The sequence below is a fragment of the Brotomerdimonas butyrica genome (genome assembly GCF_025567305.1).
GTDB lineage: Bacteria > Bacillota > Clostridia > Peptostreptococcales > Anaerovoracaceae > Lentihominibacter > Lentihominibacter butyricus.
Genome location: NZ_JAOQJP010000001.1, coordinates 223,452 through 246,716, shown reverse-complemented (window position 1 = coordinate 246,716; position 23,265 = coordinate 223,452). Strand labels below are relative to the sequence as shown.

General features: G+C 49.9%; 19 protein-coding genes. All 19 read right to left on the bottom strand.

Going from position 1 to position 23,265, the window contains the following annotated elements; translation table 11 throughout:
* Positions 1 to 15 precede the first annotated feature (15 nt).
* The 19 genes from OCV59_RS01025 to secD all read right to left on the bottom strand — a co-directional run bounded on the left by OCV59_RS01025 (position 16) and on the right by secD (position 22,916).
* Entirely contained in the window at positions 16 to 750 is a 735-nt protein-coding gene (locus OCV59_RS01025; protein ID WP_262584011.1) for a ZIP family metal transporter, read from the bottom strand.
* Positions 751 to 835: 85 nt separating this feature from the next.
* On the bottom strand, positions 836 to 2,275 hold the full coding sequence (locus tag OCV59_RS01020) for a hemolysin family protein (protein WP_147592460.1): 1,440 nt from the start codon (positions 2,273 to 2,275) through the stop codon (positions 836 to 838).
* 41 nt (positions 2,276 to 2,316) lie between these two features.
* On the bottom strand, positions 2,317 to 3,546 hold the full coding sequence (locus OCV59_RS01015) for a peptidase U32 family protein (RefSeq protein WP_147592459.1): 1,230 nt from the start codon (positions 3,544 to 3,546) through the stop codon (positions 2,317 to 2,319).
* Positions 3,547 to 3,565: 19 nt separating this feature from the next.
* A complete protein-coding gene (locus OCV59_RS01010) occupies positions 3,566 to 4,243 on the bottom strand; it encodes an O-methyltransferase (RefSeq protein WP_147592458.1) in 678 nt (225 codons plus the stop codon).
* Between the two features lies 1 nt (position 4,244).
* Positions 4,245 to 5,306 carry an endolytic transglycosylase MltG gene (gene mltG / locus OCV59_RS01005; RefSeq protein WP_147592457.1) on the bottom strand — a complete coding sequence of 354 codons (1,062 nt, stop codon included), beginning with the start codon at positions 5,304 to 5,306 and terminating at the stop codon, positions 4,245 to 4,247.
* A 291-nt stretch (positions 5,307 to 5,597) separates the two neighbouring features.
* Positions 5,598 to 6,158, bottom strand: coding sequence for an elongation factor P (gene efp, locus OCV59_RS01000; protein ID WP_147592456.1), 561 nt, complete (start codon positions 6,156 to 6,158; stop codon positions 5,598 to 5,600).
* Positions 6,159 to 6,324: 166 nt separating this feature from the next.
* On the bottom strand, positions 6,325 to 6,687 hold the full coding sequence (locus tag OCV59_RS00995) for a YlbF family regulator (RefSeq protein WP_147592455.1): 363 nt from the start codon (positions 6,685 to 6,687) through the stop codon (positions 6,325 to 6,327).
* Between the two features lie 14 nt (positions 6,688 to 6,701).
* Positions 6,702 to 8,597: a ribonuclease J gene (locus OCV59_RS00990; RefSeq protein WP_147592454.1), complete on the bottom strand. Its 1,896-nt coding sequence runs from the start codon at positions 8,595 to 8,597 to the stop codon at positions 6,702 to 6,704.
* A 53-nt stretch (positions 8,598 to 8,650) separates the two neighbouring features.
* Positions 8,651 to 11,119 carry a leucine--tRNA ligase gene (leuS, locus tag OCV59_RS00985; RefSeq protein ID WP_147592453.1) on the bottom strand — a complete coding sequence of 823 codons (2,469 nt, stop codon included), beginning with the start codon at positions 11,117 to 11,119 and terminating at the stop codon, positions 8,651 to 8,653.
* Between the two features lie 15 nt (positions 11,120 to 11,134).
* Positions 11,135 to 11,479, bottom strand: a complete 345-nt coding sequence (rsfS, locus tag OCV59_RS00980; RefSeq protein WP_262584010.1) for a ribosome silencing factor — start codon at positions 11,477 to 11,479, stop codon at positions 11,135 to 11,137.
* Entirely contained in the window at positions 11,476 to 12,045 is a 570-nt protein-coding gene (gene yqeK, locus OCV59_RS00975) for a bis(5'-nucleosyl)-tetraphosphatase (symmetrical) YqeK (RefSeq protein ID WP_147592452.1), read from the bottom strand. Before yqeK ends, rsfS begins: the two co-directional genes overlap by 4 nt.
* The gene (nadD, locus tag OCV59_RS00970; protein WP_147592451.1) at positions 12,026 to 12,658 is read right to left on the bottom strand and encodes a nicotinate-nucleotide adenylyltransferase; all 633 of its coding nucleotides are present in this window, start codon (positions 12,656 to 12,658) and stop codon (positions 12,026 to 12,028) included. The genes yqeK and nadD overlap by 20 nt, the downstream gene beginning before the upstream one ends.
* The gene (gene aspS, locus OCV59_RS00965; protein WP_147592450.1) at positions 12,658 to 14,430 is read right to left on the bottom strand and encodes an aspartate--tRNA ligase; all 1,773 of its coding nucleotides are present in this window, start codon (positions 14,428 to 14,430) and stop codon (positions 12,658 to 12,660) included. Before aspS ends, nadD begins: the two co-directional genes overlap by 1 nt.
* A 20-nt stretch (positions 14,431 to 14,450) precedes the next feature.
* Entirely contained in the window at positions 14,451 to 15,704 is a 1,254-nt protein-coding gene (gene hisS / locus OCV59_RS00960) for a histidine--tRNA ligase (protein ID WP_147592449.1), read from the bottom strand.
* Between the two features lie 4 nt (positions 15,705 to 15,708).
* Entirely contained in the window at positions 15,709 to 17,172 is a 1,464-nt protein-coding gene (gene hemZ, locus OCV59_RS00955) for a coproporphyrinogen dehydrogenase HemZ (protein WP_147592448.1), read from the bottom strand.
* Entirely contained in the window at positions 17,165 to 17,788 is a 624-nt protein-coding gene (locus OCV59_RS00950; protein WP_147592447.1) for an MBL fold metallo-hydrolase, read from the bottom strand. The genes hemZ and OCV59_RS00950 overlap by 8 nt, the downstream gene beginning before the upstream one ends.
* Positions 17,789 to 17,804: 16 nt before the next feature.
* Positions 17,805 to 18,254, bottom strand: coding sequence for a D-aminoacyl-tRNA deacylase (dtd, locus tag OCV59_RS00945; protein ID WP_147592446.1), 450 nt, complete (start codon positions 18,252 to 18,254; stop codon positions 17,805 to 17,807).
* Entirely contained in the window at positions 18,251 to 20,455 is a 2,205-nt protein-coding gene (locus OCV59_RS00940; protein ID WP_147592445.1) for a RelA/SpoT family protein, read from the bottom strand. The genes dtd and OCV59_RS00940 overlap by 4 nt, the downstream gene beginning before the upstream one ends.
* A 16-nt stretch (positions 20,456 to 20,471) precedes the next feature.
* Positions 20,472 to 22,916 carry a protein translocase subunit SecD gene (gene secD / locus OCV59_RS00935; protein ID WP_147592444.1) on the bottom strand — a complete coding sequence of 815 codons (2,445 nt, stop codon included), beginning with the start codon at positions 22,914 to 22,916 and terminating at the stop codon, positions 20,472 to 20,474.
* Positions 22,917 to 23,265: the final 349 nt, after the last annotated feature.

The window sequence follows — 23,265 nt, the reverse complement described above, 5'->3', positions numbered from 1 at the left end:
TTATTTTCCGAGTCCTTATTCGAACAGCCCGCTCACGATGATTATCGCGACTCCGGCCAGCGCTCCCAGGAGCGAGACCCACTTGTTTTTCGTGTGCAGCAGATGCACCAGCAGCTCGAAGAACACGATGTATATTATCATTCCCAGCGTCAGTGCTATCAGTATGCCGACGAGGAAATCGCTTATCAGGAACCACAGGCCCTTCATTATAAGGCCGCCCGCAAAGGTGGAAAGTGCTGCAGCCATGATGAATGCGATCTTTCTGCTTCGCTTTTCCTTTACGAGAGTCGAATATATGATCATGCCCATCGGTATGTTGTGCAGACCAACGCCGAACGCGATCATGATGCCGACGTTGAGTGAACCTGCAGCCATGCTGTATACAGCCATCCCTTCGATTATATTGTGAAGGATTATCGCTACCGAAGACATTATCCCTATATGTATGACGTTTTCAGTCGTGCAGTGGTGCTCCAGCCCGTGTGCCGTATCGTGATCAGGTATGAAATGGTCGAGCAGCTTCAGCATGGCTATGCCCGCGAGCACGCATACGATAAGCAGCACGATATTGCTTCTTCCCAGATTTTCCATAGCTTCGGGAAACAGCTCCGTCACCGCCAGCGCTGTCATGGTGCCAAAGGCCACCGATATCGATATCTGCTCTATGAGCTTTCTGTTTCTTGCAGTACGCGCTATGAACGCACCTGCCAGAATGAATATTCCAAGTAAAAAAGTTATCAGTAATGACATGTATGCTCCTCTTTTCCATAGTCCCATAGTCCGACAGCAAAGAAGTGACAACACAGGGATGTCATCACTTCTTCATGATATGGATCTATTTCATCTGTTTTGCTGAAATTTCCGTTTCCTTTGTCTTATCGTGCTTATCACGTTTCTCGCGTTTCTCGTGACGGCTGTTTTTATCATGCTTTCCCGAATCATCGCCGTCTTCATCTTCGTCGCTGACAGGCAGTATCTTCATCGTGATCTTCTCGATCCTTCTGTCTTTTATCGAGTCGATCTTGAAAACATAGTTTTCGAAGATTATCTCATTGCCCACGTCGTTCTCATCCGGTATCTCTCCAAGTATATCTATGATGAATCCTCCGAGCGTTTCACTGTTCTCAGATTCGAGATCGACGCCAAGCTCCTCGTCGAGATCGTCGAGATCCATGCTGCCGTCTATCACGTAGGTATCATCCGATATCTTCTGGAATTCAGTCTCTTCCTCGTCATATTCATCGTCGATGTCTCCTACGATCTCTTCTATGATATCTTCCATCGTGACGATCCCGGAAAATCCGCCGTACTCATCGATCAGTATCGCTATATGCTGCTTCTCGGTCTGCAGCTCGACGAACAGCGAATCGATATTCTTCGTTTCCGGAACGAAATACGGCTTTCTCAGTATCGATCTGAAGTCCACGTTGTCAAAGCCTTCTTCTCTGGCCTTGATGAGATAGTCCTTTATGTGAAGGATGCCTATGATATTGTCGCTGTCGTCCTCATACACCGGTATCCTCGAATACCTCAGCTCCATCAGCTCATCGATATACTCTTCCGTAGGAGCGTTGATATCTATCGAAAAGACCTCGGTCCTCGGAGTCATTACTTCGTATGCCAGCAGATCGTCGAATTCAAAGATACTGGTGATCATCTTCTTACCTTCCTCTTTGAGCTCTCCTTTTTCCTGACCTGCTTCGAGCATCGATACGACGTCGTCCTCGGAGTATTCACCGTCGGACACGTCTGTCTTCTGTCTGAATATCTTCAGCAGTATCGTTACGAGCACGGAAAGCAGCCATACGAATGGTTTGAGTATGACCGAAAACGCGCGCACAGGCCTTGCGGCAGCAAGCGCGATCCTTTCCGAATGGAGCGTCGCGATCCTCTTCGGGAAAAACATGCCGAAGGCCAGCATGAAAAACGACAGCACCAGCACGATGATGAACATCGCTATCCCGCTGCTGCACGGCACTCCCAGATCCTCGAGCATACCTGCTGCGATATCTCCGAAGTCAGCTGCAGCCTTTGCACTGGCAAAAAAGCCGACAAGGGTTATCACCACCTGCACTGCGGCAAGCGACTTGTTCGGATCCTCTATGAATTTCGAAAGCACTGCGGCTTTTCTGTTTCCCTCCTGCGCGAGCGTCTTCACCCTTCCTTTGTTCACGGATGAGATCGCTGTTTCCGCAGCAGCGAAACAGGCATTGAACAATATCAGTACGGCTAAAATGATTATCTGCCCCCACATGGGCCCGGCGTCAGATGACATGATTATCTCCTTTCTATGATCAGTTGTCTCTTATCCAGTCGTTATCTGTTTTTCAGTTTTCTGAGTATGAAATTCTCCGCAACGGGATGTTCCATCTTTATCCTGAGTATCTGCTGCGGATGCGGTGCCGATTCGATCGGCTCACCCTCCTCGTTCAGGAGCACGTCGAGCTTCTGTGTGAAAAACGGTGTCCCCGGTCCGAACACTTCGATCTCGTCTCCCGCCACCATCTTGTTTCTCTGCTCAACGACAGCCATCCCGGTCTCAGGATCGTAGCTCTTTACCATTCCTATGAAACTGTAGTCTCGCGTATAATCGCTGGTCTGGTAGTTCTGATCCTCATCGGTCGGCTTGCTGAAATAAAAGCCCGTCGTGAATTCTCTGTGGCTGGCTTTCTTGAGCTCGCTCATCCACTCTGGATCGTACTCGTACCTTTCCGGATCTGCATAGTACGCATCGATGGCACGCCTGTATGCGCTGACTATCGTAGCGACATAAAACACGCTCTTCATGCGCCCTTCGATCTTTACAGACGATATACCCGCCTCAGCCAGCTCAGGTATATGCTCCAGCATGCAGAGATCCTTTGAATTCATTATGTACGTGCCGCGTGCATCTTCCTCCACCGGATAATACTCGCCCGGCCTTTTCTCCTCGACCAGCTTGTATTTCCATCTGCACGGGTGTGCGCACTGGCCTCTGTTGGCGTCTCTGTTTATCATGAAGTTGCTGAGCAGGCATCTGCCGGAATACGATATGCACATCGCGCCGTGTATGAACGACTCCAGCTCCATATCCCCGGGTATGTTCTGCCTGATCTCCCTGATCTCGTCAAAGGTCAGCTCCCGTGCGAGCACCAGTCTCTTCACGCCCTGTCTGTACCAGAAGTTCGCGGTCGCGTAGTTCGTCATGTTCGCCTGTGTGGAAAGGTGCAGCTCTGCGTCCGGCATCACTTCCTGTATCAGCGCTATGACTCCCGGGTCCGACACGATGAATGCATCCACCGGGATGTCCTTTATCCTGCCGAGATATTCTCTCAGCGGCTCGATATCTTCATTGTGCGCGAAGATATTGAACGTCATGTGACATTTCACGTTTTTGCTGTGAGCGTACTCTACGCCTTCTCTTATCTCATCTATCGTGAGATTCCCGGCTCCGGCGCGAAGGCTGAACATCTCGCCTCCGAAATACACCGCGTCCGCACCGTAGTCGACGGCGATCTTCAGTTTTTCAAGGTCTCCCGCAGGAGCTAAAAGTTCCAGTTTTCTCATATGTCTAAATCGCTTCTTTCTATGGGATATACCATTTCTTGTCTATAGTGCTTATCGATACGCCGTCGCCTACCGGCAGCACGCATGTCTCCGCGTATTCGATGTGAGTGATGTACTTTATGAACTCGCGCATTTTCCTGATGCTGGTCTTGTAGCGTCTGCCCGGATCGTATTCATCCGAAGCAGTCATTCCCTTCATCAGCACGTTGTCGCATATCACCATCGCATCCTGTTTGCAGAGCGGCATCGCCAGATCCCAGAATTCTCTGTAATGACTCTTGGCTGCGTCGATGAACACCGCGTCGAAAATCTCCGGATCATCGCTGTTCTCCGCAGCTATCTGAAACAGGACTTCCCTTGCATCGCCGAATCTGACATCCACACGATCTGCAAATCCCATCTCTGAAATATTCGTTTTCGCCACCTCGTACATCTCCGGGTTCGACTCTATCGTCGTCACTCTGCATCCGCATCCGTCCGCAAAGCATGACGCCGAATATCCGACCGCTGCTCCTATCTCGAGCATGTGCACCGGTTTCTTGATGTTGAGGAGCTGCAGCAGCAGTCCTTCCGTATCTCTCAGGATCACCGGCACATGGTTCTTTTCTGCAAATTCGCGAAGCTCCACAAGCTGCGGATTTTCATTCTTGTATAACTTGTCTATATATGCACTTATTATGCTGTTAGTAATATTCATATCAATACCATTTGTTTTCCTGTACTGCCTTGTCGTGTTCCTCGTTAGTCCTGGAGTATATTATAGTACCGTCCTGTGTCGCAAAGAAGAACAGGTAATCCGACTTCTCATAGTTGAGCACGCTGTCGACAGCGCTGCCGTTCACGGCACATATAGGCCCTATCGGCAGTCCCGCGTATTTTCTGGTGTTGTATTTCGAATCTATGTCGAGCTCGGACTGCGTCAGCTCGAGAGAAGTCTTCTGGTTCGCATAGCACACCGTAACGTCGCTGCCCAGATTCATCCCCTGATCGAGACGGTTGATGAAAACTCCTGCGATCTTCGGCATCTCCTCGCTGACGTTGCTGCCTTCTCTTTCGACGATCGACGCCAGAGTGAGCACCTCGTGCACGGTGAACCCGCTTTTCTCGATCTCGCTCTTTCTCGATGAAAGCTCTGAATCTGTCATGTCGAGCATCACCTCAGTCACGTCTTCGATCGTCGGATCCTCTTCCGTGATGAAGTATGTCTCAGGATACAGATATCCTTCGAGAGGATACATGATACCGTCACTGAGTATCGAGTCCGTCAGGAACCAGTACTTGTCTATAAGCTCCTGAAGATATGTCGTGTCTGCCCATTTTGCGATGAGCTCATCTGCGGTGAACGGCATTTCCGCTGCGATCGCATCTGCCACCTCAGGTATCGTCAGTCCTTCTCTGATGATGATCCTGTCCTTGGAGACATAATCGAAATCCCCTGTGTTTATAGCCTCCATCATCTCAGGCAGTGTCATGGACTTGCTGAACATGTAGCTGTTGGCCTGCAGCGAATCGTATCCGCCCAGTCTCGCGTGTATCTTCGCAAAAGTCTTGTTCCTGACAAGCCCGTTTTCGTCAAGTATGTCTATTATAGCCGATGCTCCGCTGCCTGACGGCACTGTTACCGTCACCGTCTCGTCGCTGTTCGCATCGACTGCTCCTATCCCGTGAAGATAAGCTGCTGCTCCCCCTGTTATCAGCACGACAAGCACTGCCAGAATGATGACCAGCATCTTTATCCTGCTGCCCTTTCGTTTCGACATCTATTACCTCGTTTCCGGATAAAATCCATGTTCATTGTTTTCCGGCAAGATCATGAGCACATCTGAACCTGTCCGTCATGCAGGCAGGACTGTATTCATTCGCCTTGGCACCGCCCTGCAGGCACACAGCTCCGCACTGCCGTCAGGATCCATCCGCCATACAGGCGCAGTTCTCTGCACCTTAATTTAATGACGACATGACGGCTGCCGACAGGAGTCGCCCGCTGCGATGTGATTTGCCTGATTTACAAAAAGGGACGTATGTGCGTCCCTTCTGCGTTTGATTGCGATTTATTTTGATCTTCCCAGATATTCTCCTGTTCTGGTATCGATCTTGATAGTTTCACCTTCCTCGATGAAGATAGGAACCTGAACTGTTGCACCTGTTTCAACTGTAGCAGCCTTAGTTACATTTGTAGCTGTATCTCCCTTTACTCCCGGCTCTGTCTCGATGACCTTCAGATCAACGAAGTTAGGAGCTTCCACCATGAATGCGTTGCCCTTGTAGAACTTGATGGTAGCTTCATCGTTTTCACGGAGATATTTGATTGCGTCTTCCACCTGGTCATAAGTGAGCGGAAGCTGGTCGAAAGTTTCCTGATCCATGAAGTAGTAAAGCTCGCCGTCATTGTACAGATACTGCATAGTCTTTGTCTCGATGTGAGCTTTAGGGAATTTTGCATCAGGATTGAATGATTCTTCTCTGATAGCACCTGTCAGGATGTTCTTGTGCTTCGTTCTTACGAAAGCTGCACCCTTGCCCGGCTTTACATGCAGGAAGTCGATTACTACATGCGGATCGCCGTCAATTTCAAAAGTAATACCTTTTCTAAAATCACTTGCATAAATCATAAATATATTGACCTTTCCTTTTTAATTATTAACGAAATCATATGCACTGCTGCATCGTTAAGCCGTATGAACGCTCTGCCGCGGCAGTACCCTTTTGATTATACCAAATTTTCTTACGGTTGCCAAGTACTCAATGAAAAGTGCGGGGACATGGCATTCTCCGGCACTAGCCCTGCTTTGACATTTCCTCGATGATATCCATGCCCATGTCTGCAGATTCTCCTATGATCTTGTAGACGTCGGCCATCATCACTGAAAATCTCATCTGGCACTGCAGATACTGCGCCGCCGACGGATCCTGCATCAGGATCGCCGAAAGCTGCTGCAGCTGCTGGAATGTCTCAGGCGGGATCTGATTTCCCATCATCTGTGAGGCCTGGATCTCCATCTGCTTTTTCATCAGATCCTTGATCGAGGCGCTGAGCTGAGGGTTCCCCTCCACAAGCTTCTTGCTCTGCTCGTACTGCTTGTATTCTTCTGATTCCTTTATGGCTTTCGCCAGTGAATGTGCTTCTTCATATACGTTCATATCGTTTCCTCCTGTTACACTTCAAGGAAGATCGGCAGTATCACCGGTGTTCTCTTCGTCTTGTTGTATATATATTTTCTCAGATTCTCACGCACGGCCGTCTTCATGCCGTTCCAGTCCTTCATGTTCTTCTTCATGCATTCCTGCAACGTTTTCTCCGCGATCCTGCACGCGTCGTCTATCAGTCCCTCGTTTTCTCTGACGTAAACGAAGCCTCTCGATATTATGTCAGGTCCCGAAATGACTTCGTTCGCAGTCTTGTCTATAGCTGCGACGACGATTATCAGTCCTGATTCAGAAAGCAGGCGTCTGTCTCTGAGCACTATATTGCCGACGTCACCTACGCCGAGTCCGTCTACCATTATACCTTCTGCATCTGCCACGTCTTCTTTTATAAATGCGCCGTTTTTCGACACGTTGAGACAGTCTCCGTTCTTGAGGAGGAATATGTTCTCCATCGGCAGTCCGAGCAGATGTGCCAGTTCGGCGTGAGTCTTCAGGTGTCTGAACTCACCGTGTACCGGCATGAAGTACTTAGGTCTGATCAGCGAATGCATCAGCTTCAGCTCCTCCTGACATGCGTGGCCCGAAACATGCGTGTCCGCGATGTCTGAATAGATGACCTCTGCGCCCTTTTCCACCAGCTGGTTCACGACGTTCGCAACTGTCAGCTCGTTGCCCGGTACAGGTGAAGATGAAAGTATCACCATGTCTCCAGGCTTGATCGTTATCGACTTGTGATCCGACGAAGCCATCCTCGCCAGAGCCGACATCGGTTCTCCCTGGCTTCCCGTCGTTATCACCACCAGCTCCTTGTCCGGTATGTGTCTCGTCTTGTTCAGATCTACCAGCGTGTTCGCAGGGATCTTGATATATCCTAGCTCCTTCGCGAGATCGACTACATTCACCATGCTCCTGCCCGATATCGCTACTTTTCTCTTGCAGATCACCGCGAGATCTATGATCTTCTGTATCCTGTGGACGTTAGAAGAGAATGTCGCGATGATGATCCTTCGGTCGGATCTTCTGAAGATGTTCTCCAGAGTCCTTCCCACGACTCTCTCAGACGCTGTGTATCCTCGTCTGAGCACGTTCGTGCTGTCTGCCATCATCAGCAGCACACCTTCCGATCCTATCTGTGCGAGCCTTGCGAAGTCGATCGGCTTGCCGTCGATCGGAGTATAGTCGATCTTGAAGTCTCCCGTATGGAATATCCTCCCCGCAGGAGTCGTTATCGACAGACACATCGAGTCTGCTATGGAATGTGTTATCCTGAGCGCTTCCACGCGGAAGGTCTTTCCGATCCTGAACGTCTCGCCTGCCTCCACGACACGCATCGAAGCCTTGAGGTTGTGCTCCTTGAGCTTGTTCTCTATGAGTCCCAGCGGGAATCTCATCCCGTAGATCGGTATGTTCAGTTCCTTGAGCAGGTACGGTATCCCGCCGATGTGATCCTCATGTCCATGCGTTATGACGAGACCTTTTATCTTTCGTTTGTTGTCTACGAGATATGAAAAGTCAGGTATTACCTTGTCTATCCCGAACATGTCGTCGTCCGGGAAGGACAGACCGCAGTCGATTATCATTATTTCGTTCTCGCATTCGATGGCGGTCATGTTCTTTCCTATTTCGCCCAGACCTCCCAGAGGTATGATCTTCACTCTGGAAGCATTGCTGTTGTTATTCTGTTTTTTCTTCTTATTGCCTGCAGGCGCCTTTCTTCCTGTCGCCTGTTTAGTCGCAGCAGCACCCCTGGCATTGGGTTCTGCCTTTCTTGTCCTTTTTGCGCCGGCAGTATTGTTTTTATTCGTACCTCTGCCGCGGCCTGCCGCATCATTCACCGGTTTCCTGCTCTTGCTCCCAGTATTCCTGCGTGTTCTGGCGGACGTGTTGTCTTTCTTTTCGTTCATAAATTTCCTTTCCCGCCGTAGATTCGTAACGGGTTCTGTCTAGCACGCGCTATCTATTTAACGACGATGTTTATAAGCTTGCCCGGAACAGCGATTATCTTCACGATATTCTTTCCTTCCGTGAGCGCTTTGATCTTGTCGTTTTCTACAGCGATTTTTTCCATATCTTCTCTGGATGAATCACCTGCGATATTTATTTTTTCCTTGATCTTGCCGTTTATCTGTACGACTATCTCTACCGTATCCTTTACGAGAGCGCTTTCATCGTATTCAGGCCACTCCTGCTGGTGTACTGAACCGCCGTATCCCAGATGCTCCCACATTTCCTCTGCAACATGAGGCACGAACGGAGCGAGCATGATGATCAGATCCTTTACAGCTGCGCCGTAAAGACCAGGGTTCACTTCGCCTTCCTTGTATCTGTACATTTCGTTTACCATTTCCATGATAGTACTGATGGCAGTGTTGAAGTTGAATCTCTCGCCGATGTCGTCGGATACCTTCTTGATGGCATAGTTCATCCAGTATGCCATGCTCTTGTCTGCCTCGCTCTTTATCTCATAAGTGTCAGGCACGTCTTTGAAGTTCTGTGAGTATTCATATACCATCCTGTATACACGGTTTATGAATCTGTAGCTTCCTTCAACTCCCTTGTCCGACCAGTCAAGCTCTCTTTCAGGAGGCGCTGCGAACAGTATGAAAAGTCTTGCAGTGTCTGCACCGTACTTCTCTATGATCTCTGCAGGGCTTACGACGTTGCCGAGGGATTTGCTCATCTTTGCTCCGTCTTTGATCACCATTCCCTGTGTGAGCAGGTTCTTGAACGGTTCCTCCTGGCTCACATATCCGAGATCGTAAAGCGCCATCTGGAAGAATCTGGCGTACATCAGGTGAAGTATCGCATGTTCCACACCTCCGATGTACTGGTCGACGTTCATCCAGTAGTCTACCTTTTCCTTGCTGAATGCTTCATCCTTGTTTCTCGCATCGCAGTATCTGAGGAAGTACCATGACGAGTCGAGGAACGTATCCATAGTATCGAGCTCTCTCTTTGCAGGCTTGCCGCATACAGGGCATGTCGTGTCACGGAAAGTCTTGCTGGTAGCAAGCGGTGATTCGCCCTTTCCTGTGAATTCAACGTCTGTAGGCAGCATTACAGGGAGGTTTTCTTCCTTCTCAGGCACCCAGCCGCAGCAGTCGCAGTGGATCATCGGGATCGGTGTTCCCCAGTATCTCTGTCTGGAGATCAGCCAGTCTCTGAGCTTGTAGTTTACAGTCTTCTTGCCTATGCCGTTTTCCTCCAGATACTTCGTGATCTCCACGATAGCTTCTCTGTTGTTCATTCCGTCGAATTTGCCGGAGTTTATAAGCTTTCCTTCTGCCTCGAACGCCTCAGTGAGGTTGTTGAGGTCGATCTTGTCGTTTTCAGGATCCACTACAGGGATTATCTCGAGGTCGAACGCCTTTGCGAAGTCAAAGTCACGCTGATCGTGTGAAGGTACCGCCATGATAGCGCCTGTTCCGTAATCCATCAGCACGTAGTCCGAGATGAAGATCGGCACTTTCTTTCCTGTAAGCGGATTGATGCAGTATCTTCCGATGAATTCACCTGTCTTTTCCTTTGTAGTCGAAGTTCTCTCGATATCGCTCATATGCTGCACTTTATCAACATATGCCAGCACTGCCTCCTCGTATTCGCTTCCCGCGATGAGTTCCCTGAGGTAAGGATGCTCAGGAGCGAGTACCATATAAGTCACGCCGTAAAGAGTGTCAGGTCTTGTCGTGAATATGTCGAGCCCCTTGTCGAATCCTTCTATTTCAAAAGTGACTTCCGCACCTGTGCTCTTGCCGATCCAGTTCTTCTGCATGAGCTTTACCTTGTTAGGCCAGCCCGGCAGCTTTTCCAGATTGTCGAGAAGTCTCTCAGCGTAGTCTGTGATCTTGAAGTACCACTGTGAAAGCTCTTTCTTGCCGACGAGAGATCCGCAGCGTTCGCACTTGCCGTCCACTACCTGCTCGTTTGCAAGTACAGTCTGGCAGCTTGGACACCAGTTTACAGGGTTCTCCTTCTTGTATGCGAGGCCTTTCTTGTAGAACTGTATGAATATCCACTGCATCCACCTGTAGTAGTCAGGATGACATGTAGCCACTTCTCTGTCCCAGTCATATGAAAATCCAAGTTCTTTCAGCTGTTTTCTCATTTCATCGATGTTGTTCCATGTCCAGACGCTTGGTTCCACGTTGTGCTTGATAGCCGCATTTTCAGCAGGAAGGCCGAATGAGTCCCATCCCATCGGATGAAGCACGTTGTAGCCCTTCATCTTCTTGAAACGCGCCAGCACGTCGCCTATCGAATAGTTGCGGACGTGTCCCATGTGAAGCTTTCCTGACGGATAAGGGAACATTTCCAGCACGTAGTACTTTTCCTTGTCCGTGTCCTCTGAAACTTTAAAAGCATCCTCTTCTTCCCATTTAGTCTGCCATTTTTTCTCGATCTCGCTGAAATTATACTTGTCTATCATTTCATACCTCCAAAATTAGTTTATTTCAAGATTTTCACAATCTCCCCAGATTCGCTCTATATTGTATTTCTCACGCATCTCTGCGGTCATCACGTTTATGACCACATCGCCGTAATCCATCAGTATCCATCCTGAGCTTTTCTTTCCCTCTACGCTTTTAGGGAATATGCCTGCCGGCTCGAGCATGTCTTCGACATTGTCGACCAGCGCGCCCATCTGTCTGTCACTGCCGGCTGACGCCATGACAAAATAGTCTGCAAAGGATGCTTTCGGGGATATGTCTATCACCGTCACATCTATAGCCTTCCTGTCGTCCAGAAGCTTTGCGACCTTCAATGACAATTCTTTAGGTTCCATCATAAGTTCTGTTTCTCCTTTAAATAATTCAGCGCATCGACCGTATCCGGATCAAGGTATTCGCCTTTGCTCCTCACGAACTCCACTGACCCTGCCAGCGAGTCCATGCAGGCTCTGTCCAGATCGGTATATGCGGTTTTTCTCAGTTTTTCGACCGACGGATAGTCCCTGCCCGGTTCTATCGCATCTGCCAGAAATATTATCTTCTCAAGTGTGGACATGTCGGCTCTCCCGGTAGTGTGGAAAGAAACGGCATTTATGATATCCTTGTCCGTCACTCCGTAATCCCTCTTAAGAAGCTCGGCTGCGACCTTTCCATGAGAGAGATTGACGTTGCCGGCAAGTCTCTCAGGCAGCCCGAACTCCCGGACGTATGCATCCAGCGTCTCCGGAGCTTCGTTCCTCACCATGTCGTGGCACAGCGCCGCTAACTCAGCTTTCTGCGGATCCTCGCCGTATTGTTTCGCCAGCTTCACGGCCTCCTCAGCGACAGAATAAGTATGCTTCAGACGCGTTGCCTTGAGATGCTGCTCTATATATTCTGTTATCCTATCCTTTGTACAGTCCATTCTGTCTGATATACCTCTCTACTCTCTCGGGGATCAGATCGGTGCACGGGATATCGTTTTCGATGCGGCGTCTTATCTCCGTTGAAGACACGTCGTACTGCCTGTTTTCGATATTTATCACTTCAGTGCCGTATTCCCGGCGTATCTTTTCTATGCAAAGCTGCAGTTCTTCCTGCCTGTATCCAGGTCTGCTGCCTACCAGGTAGGAACAGCTTTTCAGGAGCTCCTGCGCGTTTTTCCACGTCTCTATCTTGAGGAACGTGTCCGTGCCCATTATGAAGTATATGTGGGCGTCGCTGCCGTAGATCTCACTCATCGCTCTTATCGTCAGGTATGTATATGATATACCTTCAGTGTCAAGCTCGTATGAAGATGCCTCCAGCCCTTCGACGTCTGCGAGCGCTTCTTTAAGCATGTTCAGCCGGTCTTCGCCGGATGTGACTTTTTTGTCCAGCTTGAAAGGCTGCAGTCTCGCAGGCATGAATAGCACTCTGTCGAGTCCTGCTTTTTCTCTGCAGTCAAGCGCCAGGTTTATATGCCCCAGATGCACGGGATCGAACGTCCCTCCTAGTATCCCTATCCTGCTGATCGCTGCCGTGTTGTCGGTCTCCATTATTTTTCCTCTGAAACTATCTTTATTCCAAGTTCATCGAGCTGCTGCTGCTCTACCGTGCCGGGAGCTTCGCTCACCATGCACTGAGCCGCCTGGTTCTTAGGGAACGCGATGACTTCTCTGATCGATTTTTCTCCTGTCAGCAGCATCACGAGTCTGTCCATGCCGTATGCGAGTCCGCCGTGCGGAGGTGTGCCGTATCTGAATGCCTCGACGAGGAATCCGAACTTCTCGTCGATGTCCTCCTGCGACATATTCAATGCTCTGAACATATCCTCCTGCATGTCTCTGTCATGGATCCTGATGCTGCCTCCGCCGAGCTCAACGCCGTTGAGCACTATGTCGTATGCGTTTGCCTTTGCCTTGGTAGGATCTGTCTTGAGCAGCTCCGCATCCTCTGCCTTAGGCGATGTGAACGGATGATGCATAGCGTGATAAGCATCTGCCTCCTCGTCGTACTCGAACAGCGGGAAGTCGATGACCCACAGCAGGTTGTACTGTTCGTCGTCGAGCAGTCCCATCTCGTCTGCGATATGTCTTCTCAGGAATCCAAGGCTGTCGAACACTACCTTGTTCCTGTCCGAAACGATCAGTATCAGGTCGCCTGCAGCCGCTCCCATGTGGTCTGCGATCGCCTGCAGCTGTTCAGGTGTGAAGAACTTGTTCACTGAAGACGATACTCCGTCCTCTGCGACCTTCATCCATACCATGCCCTTTGCACCGTAGCTCTTTATCATCTCAGTGAGCTTGTCTATCTTCTTTCTCGTATAATCCTTTGCAGCGCCTGTCACACAGATACCGCGCACGCTGCCGCCTGCTGCGATCGCATCCGTGAACACCTTGAACTCGCAGTCCTTAACGAGCTCTGTGATATCCTGAAGCTCGAAGCCGACTCTGGTGTCAGGCTTATCGCTGCCGTATCTTTCCATCGCTTCATCGTAAGTCATCCTCGGGAACGGCGTTTCGATATCCACGCCCTTCATCTCCTTGAAGACCTTCTTGAGGTAGCCCTCCTGGATCTTGATCACGTCATCCATATCCACGAATGACATTTCGAGGTCGATCTGCGTGAACTCAGGCTGTCTGTCGGCACGCAGGTCCTCGTCTCTAAAACACTTTACGATCTGCATGTATCTGTCTGTACCGCCGACCATCAGCAGCTGCTTGAACATCTGCGGCGACTGAGGGAGCGCATAGAAACGTCCCTGGTTCACTCTGCTCGGTACCAGATAGTCTCTCGCACCTTCAGGCGTCGATTTTATGAGTACCGGAGTCTCGACTTCCGTGAAGCCGTTATCCGAGAAGTAGTCTCTCGTCAGCTTTGCCAGCTTGTGTCTGAATGTCAGGTTGTCCTGCATCTTCTTCTTTCTTAGATCCAGGTATCTGTACCTGAGTCTCAGGTTGTCGTCTACATTGTCGTCATCTTTGATATAAATCGGCGGAGTATCTGCTTCCGAATATATGATGAGATCGTCTGCAAACACTTCTATGTCTCCTGTAGGAAGTTCCGGGTTCTTGGATTCTCTCTCCATGACAGTTCCCTTCACTCCGACAACGTATTCGCTTCTCAGCGTGTCCGCCCTGTCGAACAGTTCCTGCGGGATCTTGTCGTTGAATACGATCTGTGTTATTCCTGTCTTGTCGCGCAGATCGCAGAAAATCAGTCCTCCCAGATTTCTTCTCTTCTGTATCCAGCCGTTCAGCACGACTTTTTCTCCGATGTTGGATTCTCTGAGTTCTCCGCACATGTGGCTTCTCTTAAATATACTCATCTTTCTCTCCTGCTCCTGATCTATTTCATTAATTCTTCTATTATGTTCTCCATCGATACCGTAGTCTGTTCCGATGTCGCCATGTCTTTTATCGCAAAGCTGTTATTTTCCAGCTCGTCCTGGCCTATAACAACTGTCTTCTTCGCTTTTATCCTGTTCGCGTATTTGAACTGGTTCTTGATGTTCCTGCCCATGATGTCCATCTGAGCGCTGACACCCTTCTGTCTGAGCTGTCTCAGCAGCTTGAGACCTGCAGCCTTTGCATCGTCACCCATGAATGCGATGAACACGTCTGTGCCGTCCGGCTCAGGTATCTCTGCTCCGCATGCCTCCATCGTGAGCAGCAGTCTCTCCTTGCCGAGTCCGAATCCGACTCCCGGAGTTGCAGGGCCGCCGATCTCCTCAACGAGGTGGTCGTATCTGCCGCCGCCGCACACGGTACCCTGAGCTCCGATCTTCGTTGTGACGAATTCGAATGCTGTCTTCGTATAGTAGTCGAGGCCTCTCACGATCCCCGGATCAACGGTGTATTCGATACCCATCGCATCGAGGTTTGCCTTGAGCTGTTCGAACGCGTCTCTGCAGTCGTCGCACAGGTAATCGAGCATCACAGGCGCACCCTGCACCAGCTCGTGACATACAGGCGATTTGCAGTCCAGTATCCTCATAGGATTCCTGTCGAATCTGTCCTTGCACGTGTCGCAGAGCTGATCGTACTTAGGCTCGAGGAAAGTCCTCAGCGACTGCCTGTGGTTTTTCCTGCATTCAGGACATCCCACGCTGTTGATGCGAAGCTCTATATCAGTTATTCCCATTTCCTTCAGGAAATCATACGCCAGACTGATGATCTCGGCGTCCGCCATCATGTCGGACGTGCCGAAAGTCTCGATGCCGAACTGGTGGAACTCTCTGAGTCTTCCCGACTGCGGCTTTTCATATCTGAAGCACGGGATGTTGTAATAGTATTTGCTCGGCTGCGCTCCCGCATAGAGCTTGTGTTCTACAAATGCTCTGACTGCAGGCGAAGTGCCCTCCGGCTTCAGCGTGATATTGCGCTTTCCATAATCCTGGAAGCTGTACATCTCCTTCTGGACGATATCGGTAGTGTCTCCCACGCCTCTCTGAAACAGCTCAGTATGCTCGAACACCGGTGTCCTGATCTCTTCAAAGCCGTAATTCCTGCATATCTCGGCAAAGGCTTCTTCTATATAGTGCCATTTGTATGCCTGATCGGGCAGCATGTCTTTCGTCCCTTTAGGCGCATTCGTCAACATATTGTTACCTCCAAAAGTTCTTTTCTTTTCTCTCTATCATTTCACCGATCCTGTCGATGTAGATCTGGTAATTTGAAACGTTAGCGACTCTCTCGAGCCTGTTTTCCTCAGGAAAATAGACTTTGCTCATCCCGCCGGCGCCGAGCGCCAGTATGGACTGTGCCTCTTCCATGATCCTTATATTGTAGACCGACACCTTGTCATCTCTGCAGAATCCCAGATTCTCGGTATTGCCCGAGGTGTGCTTCTGCCTGTATAGATAGTACGGTCTGTATCCTCTTTCTCTCAGGTATTTCAGAGCGTGATCCAGCATTGCCGTGCACAGCTCCTCGTTCTTGTAATTGTATTCCTCGTCCAGCTCCTTGAGCACGGACGCGCGTTTTACCGCAAGAGTGTGGAGCGTGATGTTCTCGGCTCCTGTGTCCGCTATGCGCTGCAGGCTGCTGCAGAAATCCTCAAAGCTCTCTCCCGGAAGTCCTGCTATCAGATCCGCATTTATGCAGTCGATGCCGACCCTGCGCGCCATCTCGAATGCCTGCTCCGTCTGGCTGACCGTATGACGTCTGCCTATGAGCTGCAGCGTCTCTTCCTTCATCGTCTGCGGATTGATGCTTATCCTGCCTGCTCCGGCTGCCCTGATGATCCTCAGCTTGTCTTCGGTGAACGTGTCCGGACGGCCTGCCTCGACCGTGAATTCGCTGAGATTTCCCGTGTCGAACAGATCTGTTATCCTCGACAGCAGCTCCTCCAGCTGTGACTCGTTCAGCGTCGTAGGCGTTCCCCCTCCGATGTATATCGACTCGAGAGGGATATGTTTTTCTTTTATCTTCGCAGCACAGTATTCTATCTCGCTGTAAAGCGCCTGCAGATATCTGTCGATCTCCGGCTCCGGCACCTGGTTCGAAGTGAAGGAGCAGTACAGGCATCTCGTCGGGCAGAATGGTATACCTATGTACATCCCGAGACTTCCCGGCTCCGGACGGCCTGCTGTCTGCCTCTGATACTGCAGTATGTCCGTGACCAGATCCGCTTTGTCCTGATGGAGCAGATATTTCTCTTTCAGTATCCTCTCCAGTTCTATCATGCTGCCGCATGAATCCAGGATCTCTCCTGCAAGCTTTACCGGTCTTATCCCTGTGAGCACACCCCACTTCGGGCTTTTTCCCGTGTAAAGCTCCAGGCTCCTGTACATCTCGCGCTTCAGCGCCTCGCGGTCGCCGTTGAAGCTGAAGACTCTGCAGTCCTCCGGCATGCCGGATGGCCCCTGCACACCGGGTGCTGCACCGGATCCGCATCCTGCACATCCTGCTGCGTCAGAAACTCCGGATACCCCGGGTATCTCCTGATCACCGTGCCTGAAGCCTCCATCGCCGCTGTATATTTCGTACATGCCCTTCGGCATGAACACTTTTATCAGTTCCTCATACTGGTGCGGATTTTCCACACCCTTCAACATACATCTATACAAAAGGATTGTTCTCTTTCTCGAATCCTATGCTGGTCTGTCCCATGTGTCCCGGCAGCACGACTGTCTGATCCGGAAGTATGAACAGCTTCGTGTGGACTGCATCTGCCAGATCCCTGAACGATCCGCCCGGGAAGTCGGTCCTTCCGATCGACTGTCTGAACAGCGTGTCTCCGCTGAACAGCACATCTTCCGACTCTACGTAGATGCACATTCCTCCAGGCGTATGTCCCGGCGTGAATATGAACTTGAGCTTGAGATTGCCTACTTCGAGCTCATCTCCGTCGTTCACGAATATGTCTCCGTTCACAGTCTGAGCCGATCCGAACATGAGACTCTGGTTCGCTCGCGGATCCTCCAGCATCGGCTTTTCATTCGTGTGCACAACGACCTTTGCATCAGGAAAATCATCAAGATGCTCATTCACACCTGAAATGTGATCTGCGTGCCCGTGTGTAAGCACGATGTATTTGATCGCTATTCCCTTATCGCTGACTTTCTTAGTCAGCTTCGGGTTGTATCCGCCCGGATCCACGATGAAGCCTTCTTTAGTTTCCTCATCGACTACCAGGTATGTGTTCACTCCCAGCGGTCCGCTGGGCATACATGTTATCTTCATTTTTGTATATCTCCTTCTAAAAGTTTTTATTGCTGTCAAGAAGTATCGTCACAGGGCCGTCATTGTGTATCTCGACCATCATGTCGGCGCGGAATATCCCTTCTTCGACGTGGATGTCTTCCGCCTGTATCAGCTCTATGACTTTTCTGTAAAGCGCGTTGGCTTCCTCCGGCGCTGCGGCTTTCGTAAAGCTCGGTCTCTTTCCTTTTCTGACGTCGCCGAGAAGCGTGAACTGTGAAACTGCCAGGACAGCGCCTCCGATATCCTTTACAGACAGGTTCAGCTTGTCGTTTTCGTCCTCGAAAATGCGCAGACCCGTTACCTTGCCCGCTATATATTCAGCGTCTTTTTCACCGTCGCCGTCCTCTACGCCGATCAGCACCATCAGTCCTTTTCCTATCTCGCCTGTGATCTTTCCGTCAACAGTCACACGGCTTTCTGTGACTCTCTGTACTACTGCTCTCATGTCGTTGTCCTGTACGCCTCCATTATGCCAGGTATTCCCTTTAGTGACCTGCATATCTTTTCCATCTGGTTCTTGTTCTGTATCGAAAGTGTGAGATTGATCTTCACTGTCTCGTCTTTTTCAGCTTTTGCATTCAGCCCTGATATGTGCACATCCATATCCTCGCAGATCTTGGATATGCTGGAAAGCATGCTCTTCTGATCCTTCGCGATGATACATATCTCCGTATCGAAAGACTTGTCGAGGATATCCTGGCCCCAGCTGACGTCGATGAATCTCGCCTTCTCCGCCGGAGACAGAGATTTGAGATTGTCGCAGTCTTTCCTGTGGACGGAAATGCCTCTTCCTTTCGTGATGAATCCAACTATGTCATCGCCCGGAACAGGGTTGCAGCATCGTGCGATCCTTATCATCAGGTTGTCCACGCCATCCACCACGATGCCGGAATTGTCCTCGCGCTTCTGCCTGTTGTGCTGGTTACGCTTTATAGTCTTCTCGCTCATCTCGTGGAGATTCTCGATCAGACTTCTTTCCTTTTCGGCTTCTATTTCTTTAGCTTCAGCATCGTATTTGAGCAGCGAATTCATCAGCTTGTTGAGCAGAGTGCCTCCGCCGGACAGCTGATTGTAAAGCTCGTCGCTGTTCTTGTATCCGAACTCCTTGACCGCTCTGGTTATGAATGCGCTCTTCAGCAGTTCTCTCGGATCGTGCCCCTTCTTTCTGATATACTTGTCCAGCAGATCCTTGCCGCGATCGACGAGATCGCTCCTGTTTTCTTTTTTGAGCCACTGTCTTATCTTGTTTCGCGCCGAACTGCTCTTTGCGATCTTGAGCCAGTCTATGCTAGGTCCTGCAGCGTTCGGAGACGTGACGATCTCCACTATGTTGCCGTTTTCCAGCTGGTGATCTATAGTCACCATTTTGCCGTTCACGCGTGCACCTACGCATTTGCACCCGACATCCGAATGTATCTTGAATGCAAAGTCCAGCGGCGTCGAGCCTGCCGGCAGCTCTATGACGTCGCCCTGAGGAGTGAATACGAACACCTGGCTTGAGAACAGATCCATCTTCAGAGATTCCATGAATTCCTTCGGATCCTTGACATCCTTCTGCCATTCCAGCGCCTGTCTCAGCCATGAAAGCTTGACTTCCTCCCTGTCCGAAACGATGCCCTCCTTGTATTTCCAGTGAGCTGCGATACCGTATTCGGCTATCCTGTGCATCTCATATGTCCTGATCTGTATCTCGAAAGGCTTGCCGCTGTCGCTTATCACCGTCGTATGGAGCGACTGGTACATGTTCGGCTTCGGCATCGCGATATAGTCCTTGAAGCGTCCCGGTATCGGCGTCCACATCGTATGCACCAGCCCGAGCACAGCGTAACAGTCTCTGACTGTCTCCACTATGATCCTCACCGCCATCAGATCGAAGATCTCGTCCAGGTTCTTGTGCTGGTATTTCATCTTCTTGTAAATGCTGTAAAAATGCTTCGAGCGACCGTATATGTCGTATTTGATGCCTATCTCATCAAGCGTCTGCTTTATCTGCGCCACGACCTGCTCGATGGATTTCTCACGTTCCTCCTTGCGCTCATTCACCTGTTCGGCGAGCTCGTAGTAAGCTTCGGGCTCAAGGAACTTCAGCGCGATATCCTCGAGCTCCATCTTCATCGCATAGATACCGAGTCTTGCAGCGAGAGGCGCGTATATGTCCAGCGTCTCCCTGCATTTCTCGATTATCTTGTCATGCGTCATATAGTTGATGGTCCTCAGGTTGTGAAGCCTGTCCGAAAGCTTGATGATGAGGACTCTGATATCTTTTGACATCGCGAGGAACATCTTTCTGAGGTTCTCTACCTGACGCTCCTCCTTGTTCTTGAACTTCAGCGAACCGAGCTTTGTGACTCCGTCCACGAGAAGCCCTATCTCCTCACCGAATTCATCGATGAGCTGCTCCGATGTATACTCGGTGTCTTCCACAACATCATGTAAAAGTCCAGCTATGATCGTCTCCTCGTCCATGCCGAGGTCTGCCAGTATCTCCGCCACCGCCATCGGATGGATCAGGTACGGTTCACCTGATTTGCGCAACTGGCCGCGATGCATCTTTTCAGCTACATCATAGGCATGTGCGATAGCCTCCATATCATAGTTTGGATTGAAATTTTTGATTGTCTCTAAAAATTCACGTCTTTTTTTCATAATGTGCGAATGCCCTTTACTTCTTATTATTGCCCTTTACATAGCGTTTCGATCTCTTCTGGTTCGCAGCAGGATTTCCGTTCTTTTTCGGAGCTGTCTGCTTCTGTGCCGGAGCCTCACCTGCAGCTTCTGACGCAGCTGTTTTTACCGATGTATCTTCTGCTGCGGCCGGCTCGGCATCGTCAGCCTTTACCGCATCTGCTTTCTCTGCCTTTTCTGTATCCTGCACGAGTGCTGCCTTCTTAGCTTCCTTTGCCTGCTTCTTCTTGTTCGCCTTCACATGCTTTTCGTAGTCCGAAAGCTTGCCGTGACCTGAGAAATCATAGTACAGAGGACTGCATATACCGATCGACGAATATGCACCTGCGATGATTCCGACCATGAGCGGGAGAACGAATTCTCTGATCGCATCTCCTGCCATGATGAGAAGCGGCACCATAACGATCAGCGTAGTCGCCGACGTCATCAGTGATCTTCCCAGAGTCTGGGTTATACTCCTGTCAACGAGCTCTTCCGTATTTCCCTTCCTCATGAACTTGATGTTTTCACGTATCCTGTCGAATACAACGATAGTGTCGTTTATCGAGTAACCCACTACAGTAAGTATACCCGCGATGAACGGATTGTTTATCGTTATATTGAATATCGAATAGAACGCAAGCACTATCAGCACGTCGTGAAGCACGCCCAGAAGAGCCGCTCCGCCGAATTTCCACTGCGAGAACCTGAGCCTTATATAAATGAACATGCAGACTGCTGCAAGCAGTGTGGCGAGGATCGCGTTGTTTCTGAGTTCTTTTCCTACCGAAGGGCCGAACAGTTCTTCTTCTACAACGTCATCCTGTGTGGTGCCGAACGCTTCGTTGATGCTTCCGATGACTTCAGCCCTCGCATCGCTGTCGAGAGACTTGATCGTTCTGATAACGATCTGATCGTTGTTTTCTCCCGAATAGATGATCTCAGGATCGAGCTTGTAGCTCTCGATAGCCTTTTCCACCTCGGATATCTTGACGGTCTTGCCCATATCCATCTGGATCATCGTTCCGCCTGTGAAGTCTATACCGTAGTTGAGGCCTCTTGCCACTCCGCAGATGAGTCCCACTGCCATGATCAGTATCGAAATACCGTAGTATATCTTTCTGTATTTGATAAAATGAAGATCCTTATGTATAGAGAATGATGCTCTGTTGTTCTTGTTTATACCGAAGAACGCCTTGCTTCCCGTTCTCTTGCCGCCCGACATCAGGCTCACATAAAGCTGTGTAACGACTACAGCAGTGAAAATGCTGACGATGATACCTATCATGAACGTCCACGCAAAGCCCTTTACGGAGCTTGTACCGATCTCATAAAGTATCACGGCAGCTATGAGCGTAGTTACCTGTGAGTCTATTACAGTGCTCATAGCACGTTTGAAACCTGACTGTACTGCGGAGCGCACCGTCTTGCCGCCTTCTATCTCCTCTCTTATCCTCGAGAAGATGACGACGTTGGCATCTACCGCCATACCTACCGACAGTATTATACCCGCTATTCCAGGCAGCGTCAGCACGCTTCCCATCGCAGCTATGATATTGAGTACGATTATAACGTAGAAAAGCAGAGCAAGGTCTGCAGCGATACCCATGCCTTTGTATGCGACGAGCATGAGGATCAGTATTATGGCAAGGCCTATGAGTCCTGCGTATACACTCATTTCCAGAGCGTTATATCCGATCTTTGCTGACTGTACCGAAGAGTTGACTTCGTTGAGCTCCAGAGGCAGTGCGCCTCCTCTGATCAGTGCAGCCAGATTGGAAGCCTCATCCTGCGTGAAGTTTCCTGTGATCGTGCACTTTCCTCCGCTTATAGGCTCATTTACCTGCGGATATGAGATGATCTGACCGTCCAGTATTATCATGATCGAGTCGTTCGGGACTCCGTCGATCGATGATGTCACCGAACCGCTGTATGCTGTGGATGTAGCCTGATAGAACAGATCCGAGCCTTCGCTGTCAAACTCGAGCGCCACTGCATATCCTGCTTTCTGACTGTCTGTGGTGACAGATGCATCCTTTACATTTCCTCCGTCGAGCACGATCGTGCCGTCTGCCAGTGCAAACTGCAGCTGTGCGGTCTTTCCGATCTGTTCGATAGCTTCCTGTGCATCTTCCGCACCCGGCAGCTCTACTCTTATTCGCTTGTCACCTTCAATAGTGACTACCGGCTCAGCCAGTCCCAGCTGGTTGACTCTCTCCTCGATGACGGTCTGAGTCTGCTCCATGGCTTTCTTCAGCTCGTCTCCCGTCAGATCAGTCTTGGCCTCCATCACTACATAGACGCCGCCCTTGATATCAAGGCCGAGTTTTATCCTGTCCTTCAACGGATCTACAGGACCTGCACCGAATATGGTGAGGTACCATCCTGCGGCAATAATTATCACAAAAAATACTGCCAGAAATCGTTTTAGATTGTAATTCATTTAATCCTCCGGTTATGATTTTGTTTAAACAGATACTAATAATTCCATTTAATCATACTGTTTACAGTTTACTACTTTTTTTACATGTAAACAAGAAAAATCCACCGATTTCCTGTAAATCCGCTGATTTCCCGCCAACTCGGGAGTTTGACGCCTGCAAATCAAGCTTATCCGTTATGTATACAGGTTAAGCAGGATACCGATACCCCTGCAGTATATCTTCGACGTTTTCACAGCCTGCACCATATCCCGATACAGGAACGCCGATTCCAAACGGGTTCAACAGGTTCGTTCTGAACCTGTTATGCTACCAGATATATAAAGCTCCATTAAGGACATATGTCTGTGA

What these genes read in the sequence shown, in the direction of transcription:
- OCV59_RS01025 (WP_262584011.1), bottom strand. Translation starts at nt 750, where the DNA reads ATGTCATTACTGATAACTTTTTTACTTGGAATATTCATTCTGGCAGGT.
- OCV59_RS01020 (WP_147592460.1), bottom strand. Translation starts at nt 2,275, where the DNA reads ATGTCATCTGACGCCGGGCCCATGTGGGGGCAGATAATCATTTTAGCC.
- OCV59_RS01015 (WP_147592459.1), bottom strand. Translation starts at nt 3,546, where the DNA reads ATGAGAAAACTGGAACTTTTAGCTCCTGCGGGAGACCTTGAAAAACTG.
- OCV59_RS01010 (WP_147592458.1), bottom strand. Translation starts at nt 4,243, where the DNA reads ATGAATATTACTAACAGCATAATAAGTGCATATATAGACAAGTTATAC.
- mltG (WP_147592457.1), bottom strand. Translation starts at nt 5,306, where the DNA reads ATGTCGAAACGAAAGGGCAGCAGGATAAAGATGCTGGTCATCATTCTG.
- efp (WP_147592456.1), bottom strand. Translation starts at nt 6,158, where the DNA reads ATGATTTATGCAAGTGATTTTAGAAAAGGTATTACTTTTGAAATTGAC.
- OCV59_RS00995 (WP_147592455.1), bottom strand. Translation starts at nt 6,687, where the DNA reads ATGAACGTATATGAAGAAGCACATTCACTGGCGAAAGCCATAAAGGAA.
- OCV59_RS00990 (WP_147592454.1), bottom strand. Translation starts at nt 8,597, where the DNA reads ATGAACGAAAAGAAAGACAACACGTCCGCCAGAACACGCAGGAATACT.
- leuS (WP_147592453.1), bottom strand. Translation starts at nt 11,119, where the DNA reads ATGATAGACAAGTATAATTTCAGCGAGATCGAGAAAAAATGGCAGACT.
- rsfS (WP_262584010.1), bottom strand. Translation starts at nt 11,479, where the DNA reads ATGATGGAACCTAAAGAATTGTCATTGAAGGTCGCAAAGCTTCTGGAC.
- yqeK (WP_147592452.1), bottom strand. Translation starts at nt 12,045, where the DNA reads ATGGACTGTACAAAGGATAGGATAACAGAATATATAGAGCAGCATCTC.
- nadD (WP_147592451.1), bottom strand. Translation starts at nt 12,658, where the DNA reads ATGGAGACCGACAACACGGCAGCGATCAGCAGGATAGGGATACTAGGA.
- aspS (WP_147592450.1), bottom strand. Translation starts at nt 14,430, where the DNA reads ATGAGTATATTTAAGAGAAGCCACATGTGCGGAGAACTCAGAGAATCC.
- hisS (WP_147592449.1), bottom strand. Translation starts at nt 15,704, where the DNA reads ATGTTGACGAATGCGCCTAAAGGGACGAAAGACATGCTGCCCGATCAG.
- OCV59_RS00950 (WP_147592447.1), bottom strand. Translation starts at nt 17,788, where the DNA reads ATGAAGATAACATGTATGCCCAGCGGACCGCTGGGAGTGAACACATAC.
- dtd (WP_147592446.1), bottom strand. Translation starts at nt 18,254, where the DNA reads ATGAGAGCAGTAGTACAGAGAGTCACAGAAAGCCGTGTGACTGTTGAC.
- OCV59_RS00940 (WP_147592445.1), bottom strand. Translation starts at nt 20,455, where the DNA reads ATGAAAAAAAGACGTGAATTTTTAGAGACAATCAAAAATTTCAATCCA.
- secD (WP_147592444.1), bottom strand. Translation starts at nt 22,916, where the DNA reads ATGAATTACAATCTAAAACGATTTCTGGCAGTATTTTTTGTGATAATT.